11 protein-coding genes are annotated in these 11,777 nt (G+C 63.1%); 5 read left to right on the top strand and 6 right to left on the bottom strand.

Annotation, left to right across the window (positions count from 1 at the left end; all coding sequences use genetic code 11):
- The first annotated feature begins 142 nt into the window (after window positions 1-142).
- Complete coding sequence (locus tag ACQKRQ_RS15095; protein ID WP_132376909.1) at window positions 143-400, top strand: helix-turn-helix domain-containing protein; 258 nt, start codon at window positions 143-145, stop codon at window positions 398-400.
- On the top strand, window positions 390-1,682 hold the full coding sequence (locus tag ACQKRQ_RS15090) for a HipA domain-containing protein (RefSeq protein WP_427477867.1): 1,293 nt from the start codon (window positions 390-392) through the stop codon (window positions 1,680-1,682). Before ACQKRQ_RS15095 ends, ACQKRQ_RS15090 begins: the two co-directional genes overlap by 11 nt.
- 163 nt (window positions 1,683-1,845) lie before the next feature.
- Here the strand turns inward: ACQKRQ_RS15090 and ACQKRQ_RS15085 are convergent, their stop codons facing one another.
- From ACQKRQ_RS15085 to ACQKRQ_RS15065, 5 genes are all read right to left on the bottom strand, one after another.
- On the bottom strand, window positions 1,846-2,625 hold the full coding sequence (locus ACQKRQ_RS15085) for a peptidylprolyl isomerase (RefSeq protein WP_408206452.1): 780 nt from the start codon (window positions 2,623-2,625) through the stop codon (window positions 1,846-1,848).
- A gap of 11 nt (window positions 2,626-2,636) precedes the next feature.
- Window positions 2,637-2,951, bottom strand: coding sequence for a BolA family protein (locus tag ACQKRQ_RS15080; protein WP_408175464.1), 315 nt, complete (start codon window positions 2,949-2,951; stop codon window positions 2,637-2,639).
- Window position 2,952: 1 nt separating this feature from the next.
- Window positions 2,953-3,483, bottom strand: a complete 531-nt coding sequence (locus tag ACQKRQ_RS15075) for a septation protein A (protein WP_095419421.1) — start codon at window positions 3,481-3,483, stop codon at window positions 2,953-2,955.
- Window positions 3,484-3,650: 167 nt separating this feature from the next.
- Complete coding sequence (gene msrB, locus ACQKRQ_RS15070; protein WP_132374684.1) at window positions 3,651-4,073, bottom strand: peptide-methionine (R)-S-oxide reductase MsrB; 423 nt, start codon at window positions 4,071-4,073, stop codon at window positions 3,651-3,653.
- A gap of 93 nt (window positions 4,074-4,166) precedes the next feature.
- The gene (locus ACQKRQ_RS15065; protein ID WP_427477864.1) at window positions 4,167-5,723 is read right to left on the bottom strand and encodes a protein adenylyltransferase SelO; all 1,557 of its coding nucleotides are present in this window, start codon (window positions 5,721-5,723) and stop codon (window positions 4,167-4,169) included.
- 191 nt (window positions 5,724-5,914) lie between these two features.
- Here ACQKRQ_RS15065 and ACQKRQ_RS15060 point away from each other — a divergent pair, with 191 nt between their 5' ends.
- The 3 genes from ACQKRQ_RS15060 (at window position 5,915) to ACQKRQ_RS15050 (ending at window position 11,115) form a co-directional block, all read left to right on the top strand.
- Entirely contained in the window at window positions 5,915-7,606 is a 1,692-nt protein-coding gene (locus tag ACQKRQ_RS15060; protein WP_427477862.1) for a 3-(methylthio)propionyl-CoA ligase, read from the top strand.
- A 158-nt stretch (window positions 7,607-7,764) separates the two neighbouring features.
- Window positions 7,765-9,849 carry a 3-hydroxyacyl-CoA dehydrogenase NAD-binding domain-containing protein gene (locus ACQKRQ_RS15055; protein WP_427477860.1) on the top strand — a complete coding sequence of 695 codons (2,085 nt, stop codon included), beginning with the start codon at window positions 7,765-7,767 and terminating at the stop codon, window positions 9,847-9,849.
- Window positions 9,850-9,936: 87 nt separating this feature from the next.
- Entirely contained in the window at window positions 9,937-11,115 is a 1,179-nt protein-coding gene (locus tag ACQKRQ_RS15050; protein WP_427477858.1) for an acetyl-CoA C-acyltransferase, read from the top strand.
- A 108-nt stretch (window positions 11,116-11,223) separates the two neighbouring features.
- Here ACQKRQ_RS15050 and ACQKRQ_RS15045 read toward each other — a convergent pair whose 3' ends face one another.
- Window positions 11,224-11,727, bottom strand: a complete 504-nt coding sequence (locus ACQKRQ_RS15045; RefSeq protein WP_132374679.1) for an LEA type 2 family protein — start codon at window positions 11,725-11,727, stop codon at window positions 11,224-11,226.
- Window positions 11,728-11,777 lie beyond the last annotated feature (50 nt).

The raw sequence follows: 11,777 nt of genomic DNA, 5'->3' as shown, positions 1-11,777 counted from the left end.
TGTATAAGCCTCCAAAACATCATTTGGTACCCGACCGGGTACGAAATCAAGCCTGCCCCTTCGCCCCGTGGCATAATGTTCCCGAGCGGGTACGAACATACAGGGGCGGAAAGTGGTGCAATCCGAGACTTTCATTGGCGATATGACGGCCTTAGGCGATCTTGTGCGGGCATCGCGGCTCGCACAAGGGCTGACGCGCGACGACGTCGCCACCGCGACCGGCCTGTCTCCCAAGTTCATCACGCATATCGAGGCAGGTAAGCCGACAGCGCAGATCGGCAAGGTGCTGCACCTGCTCGGCGAACTGGGTATCACGCTGCGCGCCCAGGTTTCCGTAGACATCCCCGCAGACGTCTCGACCAAGGCGTCCCATCGCCGACGGAATCCTCATGGCCGCTAGAACGCTCGTCGCCTATGCGAATGGCCAACGCGTGGGCATCGTGAGCGATGACAGCGGCGTCTGGTCATTTACCTACGACGAGGATTGGCTGAGTCGTCAGGACGCGTTTGCGCTTTCACCCGCTTTCCCACTGGAAGCCCGGCCTTTCGTCGACGGCTCGAGCCAGCGGCCGGTGCAATGGTTCTTCGACAACCTTTTGCCTGAAGAGGAAATGCGCAGCGCGCTCGCTCGTGAGGCCAGGGTCGATGCGAGCGATGCGTGGGGTCTGCTTGCCTATTACGGCCGGGAGTCGGCTGGCGCCTTGACGCTGCTTGCCGAGGGCGAACAGGAGGCACCGAGCGGTTTGCAACCGTTGTCGTACGCGAATCTGGAGGCACGCATTCAGGCGATGCCGCAGCATGCGCTCACCGCCACGGCGCCCAAACGCATGTCCGCGGCGGGCGCCCAACAGAAGCTGCTGTTGACCTTGCGCGGCGACGCGCCGGATTACGCGCTCTTTGAACCCGTGGGCAGTGAACCGTCCATGCATCTGCTCAAGCCCGACATGCGAAGCACGGGCTATCCGCATTCGGCGATCAACGAATTTTTCTGCATGCAACTCGCGCATGCGATGGGTGTGCGCGTACCGCCTACGCATTTTATGCGCGTGCCTTCGGCCTGCTACGTGATCGATCGCTTCGACCGTGACACGAGCAGCGAGCCGGCGCGGCGGCTGCATACCGTCGACGCCATGCAACTGTTGAACTACGACCGCAGCTTCAAATATCAGAATGCCACGGCGCAGGTGCTCAGGGACGCCATCGAGAAAACGAGCACGCGGGCAGTGGCGCGTCTCGATGTATTCCGATGGGCGATCTTCAATGTGCTCATCGGCAACGCCGACTCACATCTGAAAAACCTCTCGTTCTTCGTCACCCCGCGCGGCTACATGCTGGCTCCGTTTTACGACCTGGTCAGCACGGTCGTCTACCATACGCCGACCTATCAGCCGCAGCAGCGGGATCGTTGGCCACACTGCGACCTCACCATGCCAGTCGGAGACGCCATGCAGTTCGCGCAGATTTCCAGGAAGAACATGCTCGCATTCGGCGAAGCGCTTCGTCTCGCGCCGAAAGGCTCGGAAAAATTGCTGGATGACATGCTGGCCACGCTCGACGCCCGCGTGGCGGACACCCGGCGCAGCGTCGAGAAGATCGCGCAGCCGAATGCCGGTGAGGTCCGGCTGCTCGACTCGATTGTCGCGATGCCGCTTGCGGAGATGAGCCGGGCCCTGCGCAAGTGATTGCCGCCGGCCTGACCAGACATGAAAAAGCCCCGTTCAGTCATTGACTGAACGGGGCCATGAACAGAAGCCGGGACCGCTGACAAATAAGAACCGAAAAGAACCGAAAAGAACCGAAGTACCCGCTCGAAGCGAGCCGCTCGCTCTTCAGCGGCAAACCTGCTTACTGAATCTTGGCGTTCTTACGCAGACCTTCTTCGAACGCTTGCAGCTTTTCCTGCTGGATCTGCTGCACGATCTGCGGGCGCACTTGCTCCAGCGGCGGCGGCGTGACGTCGCGCACGTCGTCGACACGGATGATGTGCCAGCCGAATTGCGTATGCACCGGCGTGTCGGTCATCTGGCCTTTCTGCAGATGCGTGGCCGCGTCCGCGAATTCAGGCACGTAGGCCTTCGGGTCCGACCAGTCCAGATCGCCGCCGTTCTTGCCCGACCCCGGGTCCTTCGAGAATTGCTTGGCGAGATCCTCGAAGCTTGCGCCGGCCTTGATCTTCGCGATCAGGTCCTTCGCCTGCTGTTCGTTATCCACGAGAATGTGGTGCAGGTGATATTCCTTGCCGCCCGCGTCCTTGATCAGCGCGTTGTAACGCGCGGTGACTTCGGCGTCGCTCGGCGTGTTGTTCTTCACGAAGTCTTCGATCAGCGCGCGCAGCACGACGGTTTGCTGTGCCACGGCGATTTGCGCCTTGATGTCCGGACGATTCGGCAGGCCGCGGCGCAGCGCTTCCTGCATCAGGATCTCGCGGTTCACCAGTTCTTCGCGCACGGCCGTTTGCAGTTGCGGCGTATTTTGCTGGCCTTGATGAACCAGTTGGTCGATCAGCGCGTCGGCGCGTGCTTTGGGAATCGGCGTGCCGTTCACGACGGCGATGTTCTGTGCGAATGCAGGTGCGGCTGCAAATGCAGCCAGCAATACCCAGAGGCGGGTTTTCTTCAAGGTCATCGAAAATTTTCCTAGCGGGGCAACAAAGCGAATTCTTCGGGCGTATACGCCGTGATGGCAAGGGCGTGAATGCCGCGCTGCATGGCATCGGCCAGCGCATCATACACCATGCGATGCCGCGCCACGCGGGCCTTGCCGGCGAATGCGGCGGCCACGATCGTGACACTGAAATGACCGCCGGCGGAGGCGCCGGCGTGACCGGCGTGCTGCGCGCTGTCGTCGGTGATCTGGATCGAAGTGACCGGCGCCAGCGCGGCGGCGAGGCGCGCCTCGATCAACGCGGCGCGCTCGGCGGTGGTGGCGTGCATGAATACATCGCTCGTCATGTCATTCTTCCTTCATATACTTCGACAACCACAAACTCTGCCCGACGATGAACACCACCAGGCACCCGGTGGCACCGAACAGCTTGAAATTGACCCACTGGTCGGTCGTGTAGTTGTACGCGACGAACAGATTGACCAGCCCGAGCAGCACGAAAAACACCGCCCACACGACATTCAGCTTGCCCCAGATCGCGTGCGGCAGCGTGATCTGCTTGCCCATCATCGCTTCAATCAGGTTCTTGTTGAAGGCCAGTTGCGAGACGATCAGCGCGACCGAAAACGCCCAGTAGAGCACGGTCGGCTTCCATTTGATGAACGTGTCGTTGTGCAGCACGAGCGTGGCGCCGCCGAACACGGTGACGACGCCGAGGCTCACCCACAGCATCGGATCGACCTTGCGGTGGCGGAAGGCCACCCACGCGATCTGCACCAGCGTGGCGACGATCGCCACTGCCGTCGCCGTGAAAATGCCCCAAATCTTGAAGGCGACGAAGAACAGGATGATCGGGAACAGATCGAACAGGAATTTCATTATCTGGTCGGGGAATCGGAAAGTGAGCGGAAAGCGAGTCGAAGAATAAGGGCGCGGTGCGAAGCGTCGGGGCAGCCGGTTCGCAAACTGGATGAAGGGTGTCGCGGCCGGCGCGCGTCTGAATGGTCGCAGACGCCGGCCGGCAACGCGCCGGACTCCGCGCTGCGTTACTTGGGCTCGAATTGTAACGCAGCTGAATTGATGCAGTACCGCAGGCCGGTCGGCGCGGGTCCGTCTTCGAACACGTGGCCCAGATGCGCGCCGCAGTTCTTGCACTCCACCTCGATACGCAGCATGCCGTGCGAGCGGTCGGTCTTCTCGGTGATCACTTCGCCGTCGATCGGCTTGAAGTAGCTCGGCCAGCCGCAACCGGCGTCGAACTTGGTGTCCGATTCGAACAGCGGCGTGCCGCAACAGACGCAGTCATAGATGCCGCGGTCCCAGTGATCGTGATAGCGGCCGGTGAACGGGCGCTCGGTGGCCGCGTGGCGCGTCACCTGATATTCGATGTCGGAGAGCTGCTTGCGCCACTCGGCGTCGTCTTTCTGCACGGCGGGGGCGTCGGTCTTGAGTTCGTCGGGCTTGTTCATGGTCGGGGTTCCTGTCTCGGGCTTGTTTTGAGGGGACGCATGATGATCATGCAGATTCGGCTCATCACGCGCGATCACACGGCGTTCAGCACGTCACGACGAGCAGCTCACTTCCAGCGAACTCGCCCAGTCCGGCGGCAGCCCCGCATACGCTTCGTGCTCGGGCTGTTCGTCGAACGGACGGCGCAGCACGGCCGCCAGTCGTTCCACTTCGGAAAAATCCTTCTCTTTCGCGTGGCGGATTGCCGTCTCCGCCAGATGATTGCGAAGTACGAATTTGGGGTTCACACGGTTCATTGCAATGGCGCGCTCGGCGTCGTCGCGTGTTTCTTCGGACAGCCGCGCGCGATAGTCGTTCGCCCAGGCGTCGAACGCGGCGCGGTCGAGAAACAGGTCGCGCACCGGCGCGTCGGCGCTCGCGTCGTGCTTCGACATGCGCGCCAGGTTGCGGAAAGTCAGCGTGAAATCCGCACGATTGGCATGCATCACTTCGAACAGACCATTCACGAGCGAAGCGTCACCGTCACGTTCGGTTTCGAGGCCGAGCTTGGCGCGCATGCGCCGCTCCAGCGCCGGGGCGAAACGATCCTTGAAGCCGCCGAGCACGCGCTGCGCGTCTTCGATCGCCTTGTCGCCGCGCACGCTTTCCTCATGCTTTTCGCCCAGCAGCGGCAACAGCCCCTGCGCGAGGCAGAAGAGATTCCAGTAAGCGATCTGCGGCTGCATCTTGTACGCGTAACGGCCTTGCGAATCGGAGTGATTGCAGATGTAGCCGGCGTCGAAGCCGTCCATGAAACCGAACGGACCGTAGTCGATGGTGAGGCCGAGTATCGACATGTTGTCGGTGTTCATCACGCCGTGGCAAAAGCCGACCGCCTGCCACTCGACCATCAGGTCAGCGGTCGACATGACCGCTTCGTCGAGCAGCGCGAGATACGGATCGTCGGCTTCGCGGCAATGTGGATAGAAACGCTCGATCACGTGATCGGCGAGCGCGCGCAGCGCGTCGGTGCGATCGTTCGAATAGAAGTGCTCGAAGTGGCCGAAGCGCACGAAGCTCGGCGCCACGCGCGTGACCACCGCCGCCGTTTCGATCGTCTCGCGCCGCACCGGCTGATCGGAGCCGATCACGCACAGCGCGCGCGTGGTCGGAATGCCGAGGTGATGCATCGCCTCCGAACACAGATACTCGCGGATCGACGAACGCAACACCGCGCGGCCATCGCCCATGCGCGAATAGGGCGTGCGCCCCGCGCCTTTGAGCTGCAACTCGAAGCGCTGGCCGTCGTGTTCGACTTCGCCGAGGCCGAGCGCGCGGCCGTCGCCGAGCTGGCCGGCCCACACGCCGAACTGATGCCCAGAATACACCGACGCATAAGGCAGCGTCTCGGCCGGCCACTCGCGCGTGACGTTGCCCGAGAACAGTTCGGCAAAGCCCGGATCGTTCTCGAGGCCCGGCTCTAGACCGAGCAGCGCGGCGGTTTCGGCCGAGAACCCGACGAGGTACGGCGCGCTGAGCGGCGCCGCGGGCAGACGCGTCAGAAACACGCTGCCGAGCCGTGCGAACGCGCTCTCGTGCAACGTGGTGAGCGCGTCGGAAAGGGCCGTCAAAGGCCCGGATAACCCTGCAATGCTTGGGGAAAACGACATGTTGAGCGCCTCTGGATTAACCGATATTGTAAGTCCGCGCCCGCGGAGCTGCTGGCCGGCCGTACGTCTGTCACGTACCGATCCTGTCCAGATCGTTTGCCGGCTTCGCGCTTTTCGCCGATGGCGCGACGAGGCGCGCCCCCCGAGCTGCAAAACCAATTGAAACGATCAAGCCGAGGAGACCACTCTTTATGACGACGCCGCTGCTTGGCCAGATGATGGACGTGCCGCTTACAGTGCCTTCGTTGCTCGCACACGCCGCGCGGCATTTCGGCAGCACCGAAATCGTGTCGCGGCGTATCGAAGGCGACCTGCATCGCTATACCTATCGTGATTGCGAAAAGCGCGCGAAGCAGCTCGCGCAGGCTTTGATCGCGCTTGGCGTCGAACCCGGCGAACGGGTCGCGACGCTTGCATGGAACGGCTACCGCCATCTGGAAGCGTATTACGGCACAACCGGTTTCGGCGCCGTTTGCCACACGATCAACCCGCGTCTCTTTCCCGATCAGATCGCTTACATCATCAATCACGCCGACGACGCCTACGTGCTGTTCGACACCACGTTCGCGCCGCTCGTCGATGTCCTCGCGCCGCAATGCCCGAAAGTGCGCGGCTGGATCGCGCTCGCCGACGAAGCGCATCGGCCCGCCATGCAGACGCCGGCGCTCAGCTACGAAACGCTCGTCACCGCGCAGGACGGCGACTTCGAGTGGCCGCCGCTCGACGAGCGGCAAGCCTCGTACCTGTGCTATACGTCGGGCACCACCGGCAATCCGAAGGGCGCGCTGTATTCGCATCGCTCGACGGTGCTGCATGCGTTCGGCGCGTCGCTGCCTGACGCGATGAGTCTTTCCGCGCGCGATTGCGTGCTGCCCGTCGTACCTATGTTTCATGTGAACGCGTGGGGCATTCCGCACGCCGCGCCGCTGACCGGGGCGAAGCTCGTGTTCCCCGGCAAGGACCTCGACGGCAAGTCGCTGTATGAATTGATGGAAAGCGAACGCGTTACCTATTCGGCCGGCGTGCCGACCGTGTGGCTCGGCCTGCTCAACTACCTGCGCGAGGCGAAGGTGCGGTTTTCGTCGCTCGATCGCACGGTGATCGGCGGCTCGGCCTGTCCGCCGGCCATGCTGCGCACATTCGAGGACGACTACGGCGTGCAGGTGATCCATGCGTGGGGCATGACCGAAATGTCGCCGCTCGGCACGCTGTCCAAACTGACGTGGGAACAGAGCCAGCGTCCGCTGGAAGATCAGCGCAAATTGCTCGAGAAGCAGGGGCACGTGCTCTATGGCGTCGACATGAAAATCGTCGGCGAAGACGGGCGTGAGCTGCCGTGGGACGGCGTGGCATTCGGCGATCTGCACGTGCGCGGACCGTGGGTGATCAACCAGTATTTTCGCAAGGACGACTCGCCGCTCGTGGACGGCTGGTTTCCCACCGGCGACGTCGCCACCATCGACCGCGACAGCTTTCTGCACATCACGGACCGCTCAAAAGACGTGATCAAGTCAGGCGGCGAATGGATCAGTTCGATCGACGTCGAGAACGTGGCAATCGCGCATCCGGCCGTGGCCGAAGCGGCGTGCATTGCCTGCGCGCATCCGAAATGGACCGAGCGGCCGCTGCTGGTGGTCGTCAAGCGGCCCGGCTTCGAAGTCACGCGCGAAGAACTGATCGCCTTCTACGACGGCAAGGTCGCCAAATGGTGGATTCCCGACGACGTGGCCTTCGTCGACGAACTGCCGCACACGGCGACCGGCAAGCTGCAGAAACTCAAGCTGCGCGACATTTTCCGCGACCATGTCCTGCCGTCCGCGCTCGAAGACGAAAAGGATTGTCCTCTGACGCCGCTTGCCAGGGGAAACCCCGCCTGGAAATAAAACGAACGAGAATTGAACGAGCGTGCTTTTTTGTGTATTCTGCCTGCTGACCTCGGGAAAATCAGACAATGGGTCGGATCGCGGATCCGGCTCGATGAACCGGAAGGGCGGCGCGCCCACGCGTCGCCGTATTGCATGGATCGCATGGAGGCAGGCAGATGGCAGTGGACTACACAACTCATGACGGCGTGGCCGTCATCACGCTGAACAATCCTCCCGTGAACGGCCTCGGCCTGTCGACGCGAGCGGGTATCGTCGAGGGGATCGAGCGCGCGCAGAACGATCCGGCCATCAAGGCCATCGTGCTGACGGGCGCGGGCAAGGCCTTCTCGGGCGGCGCCGACATCACCGAATTCAATACGCCGAAAGCGACCCAGGAGCCGACGCTCGCCACGGTCATCAAGATCGTGGAAGGCAGCGCGAAGCCGGTGATCGCCGCGATTCACAGCGTCGCGATGGGCGGCGGTCTGGAACTGGCGCTCGGCGCGCATTACCGCGTGGCCGCGCCCGGCGCGCAAATCGCGCTGCCGGAAGTGAAGCTCGGCATTCTGCCGGGCGCGGGCGGCACGCAGCGTCTGCCGCGCGCCATCGGTCTCGAAGCGGCGCTCAATATGATCGTCTCCGGCGCGCCCGTCATGTCGGAGAAGCTCGCCGACTCCGGTCTGTTCGATGAACTCGCGCATGGCGATCTGGCCGAAGCAGCGCTGGCGTTCGCGCGCAAGGTCGGTGCGAAAGAAGGCCCGCATCCGAAGGTGCGCGACCGTAAGATCGAGCATCCGAACGCCGCCGGGTTCATTCAGTTCGCGCGCAATACCGTCGCGGCCGTCGCGAAGAATTTCCCCGCGCCGCAGAAATGTATCGACGCGGTGGAAGCGGGCGTGCAGAACGGCTTCGACAAGGGCCTCGCGTTCGAACGCGAATGCTTCATGGCGCTCGTGCAGACGCCGGAAAGCCATGCGCTGCGTCACGCGTTCTTCGGCGAACGTGCGGCGAGCAAGATTCCCGATGTGCCGTCGGACACGCCCGTGCGCGACATCAGCCAGGTGGCCGTGATCGGCGCGGGCACGATGGGCGGCGGCATCGCGATGAACTTCATCAACGCGGGCATTCCGGTCACGCTGCTGGAAACTAAACAGGACGCGCTCGACCGCGGCCTTGCCACGATCCGCAAGAACTACGAAGCGACCGTCAAGAAGGGCAAGCTCAAGCCCGAGGCGCTCGAACAGCGCATGGCGCTGATCACGCCCACGCTTTCGTACGATGACCTGAAAAACGCCGACCTGATCGTCGAAGCGGTGTTCGAAGAACTCGGCGTGAAAGAGCAGGTGTTCAAGCGTCTGGACGAAGTGGCAAAGAAAGGCGCGATCCTCGCCTCGAACACGTCGACACTCGACGTCGACAAGATCGCCGCATTCACGAAGCGTCCGCAGGACGTGGTCGGCATGCACTTCTTCAGCCCGGCCAACGTGATGAAGCTGCTCGAAGTGGTGCGCGGCAAGGAGACGGCGAAAGACGTGCTCGCCACCGTCATGAAGCTCGCCAGGAAGATCAGGAAGACCGCGGTGGTCTCGGGTGTGTGCGACGGCTTCATCGGCAATCGCATGATCGAGCAGTACATCCGCCAGGCGCTCTTCATGCTCGAAGAAGGCGCGCTGCCCGCGCAGGTCGATCGCGCGATCGAGAAGTTCGGCTTCGCGATGGGTCCGTTCCGCATGAGCGACCTGGCCGGCAACGACATCGGCTGGGCGATCCGCAAGCGGCGCTATCAGGAACATCCTGACATGCACTACTCGAAGATCGCCGACCGTCTGTGCGAGACCGGGCGCTTCGGCCAGAAGACCGGCGGCGGCTGGTACGACTACAAGGCGGGCGACCGCACCGCATATCCGTCGAAAGTGGTCGATGACATGATCGTCGCGTTCTCGAAGGAAACCAATAGCGAGCGCCGCAAGATCTCCGACGAGGAAATCGTCGAGCGACTCGTATTCGCGCTCGTGAACGAAGGCGCGAAGATTCTCGAAGAAGGCATTGCGTCGAAGGCGTCGGACATCGACATGGTCTATCTGACCGGCTACGGCTTTCCGCTCTATCGCGGCGGCCCGATGCTGTACGCGGATACGGTCGGCCTCTACAACGTCGAGCGCGCGATTCGCCGCTATGCGGCGCGGCCGAACGGCGACGCCTGGGAACTGGCGCCGAGCATCGCGGAACTGGCGGCGAAGGGCCGCGGGTTCGCCGGCTGAGCCGGCGCTCTAGTGAACTGACTGAGGTGGCGCCGCGCGACGATTCGCCGGCGCGCCACCATCGATATCTGGAAGTAGGAGATATGCATGACTGATGCCGTAATCGTATCGACCGCCCGTACGGGTCTCGCCAAATCATGGCGTGGTGGTTTCAACATGACGCACGGCGCGACGCTCGGCGGCCACGTGACGCAGGCCGCCGTCGAGCGCGCGAAGCTCGACCCGGCGCGCGTCGAAGACGTGATCATGGGCTGCGCCAATCCGGAAGGCGCGACAGGCATGAACATCGCGCGGCAGATCGTGCTGCGCGCCGGTTTGCCGGTCAGCGTGCCGGGCATGACGGTGAACCGTTTCTGTTCATCGGGATTGCAAACTATTGCGCTGGCCGCGCAACGCGTGATCGCCGGAGAAGGCGACGTGTATGTGGCAGGCGGCGTCGAATCGATCTCGTGCGTGCAGAACGAGATGAACCAACACATGCTGACCGAAGGCTGGCTCAGCCAGAACAAGCCGGAAATCTACTGGTCGATGCTACAGACCGCGGAGAACGTCGCGAAACGCTATTCGATTTCGAAGGAACGTCAGGACGAATACGGCGTGCGTTCGCAACAGCGCGCCGCGGCCGCGCTCGAAGCCGGCAAGTTCAAGGACGAGATCGTGCCGTTGACGGTGCTCGCCGGTGTCGCGGACAAAGCTACCGGTCGTCTCTTCACGAAGGAAGTGACCGTCAGCGGCGACGAAGGCATTCGCGCCGACACCACGCTCGAAGGCGTGTCGAAGATTCGCACCGCGCTGCCGGGCGGGGTCATCACCGCGGGCAATGCGAGCCAGTTCTCGGATGGCGCGTCGGCTTGCGTGGTGATGAACGCGAAGGTGGCGGAGCGCGAAGGCCTGCAGCCGCTCGGCATTTTCCGCGGCTTCGCGGTGGCCGGTTGCGAGCCGGACGAGATGGGCATCGGGCCGGTGTTCGCGGTGCCCAAACTGCTCAAGCAGGCGGGTCTGAAGGTCGAGGACATCGACCTGTGGGAACTCAACGAAGCGTTCGCGGTGCAGGTGCTCTATTGCGCCGATAAGCTCGGCATTCCGCAGGACCGTCTGAACGTGAACGGCGGCGCGATCGCGGTCGGCCATCCGTATGGCGTGTCGGGCGCGCGGCTGACCGGCCATGCATTGATCGAAGGCAAGCGGCGCGGCGCGAAGCTGGTCGTCGTGACCATGTGCATCGGCGGCGGGCAGGGTGCGGCGGGGTTGTTCGAAGTGGTTTGACCGGCAGGAGCGGTAGCGGACAGCGGGTGCCATGTGGTTCAGCGCGAGAGCGGCGAAACCGCGGCACCCGTTTTTATTCGGGCATGGTGTCCACCGTCATGAGCCGTCTCAGGGCAAAGCCATGCTGGACGACGGCAGGCTCAGAGTTCCCTGGTCGATGAAGCGTGTCGTGCCCGTCAGTCCGCCTGCGAGCTTGCCGCGCAGAATGTACGGAATTTGTCCCGACTCCGTGGCCCCCGCGAAGGCGAACGCCTGCCGGATCGCGGCGAAAGCCGGCACCGTCAACGGCACATTGACGACCGTTTCTCCGTAGCGCGGCACGGTGCCCGCCTGGTCGCTCACACCGCTCGCGAACGGCTTGCCGTTCAGTTCGAGATCGAGCGACACGCCGTTGAAGTTGACTGCGGAATCGTTCGGATTCTGCACGCGCAGTTTCACGTTGAAGCGCATCTCGAGGCCTTGACCGTCGATCGGTTCGATGCCCGCCACGTTGACGCGCATCGGGTCGCCGCCGAAGAAGCCGGCGCAACCGTTGAGCGTCAGCGTGACGAGGGCGAGGATCGTGGTCAGACGAACGGAACGTCCGGACAGCAGCGCGCGGAAGAAGGACATGACCTGCACCTCGCAAGAAGCGACTTGTGTCATGCATTGTACCGGGCCGT

The organism is Paraburkholderia sp. NPDC080076 (genome assembly GCF_050281145.1).
Taxonomy (GTDB): domain Bacteria; phylum Pseudomonadota; class Gammaproteobacteria; order Burkholderiales; family Burkholderiaceae; genus Paraburkholderia.
The sequence above is the reverse complement of the archived record's forward strand: the minus strand, read 5'-3'. Positions and strand labels throughout refer to the sequence as shown.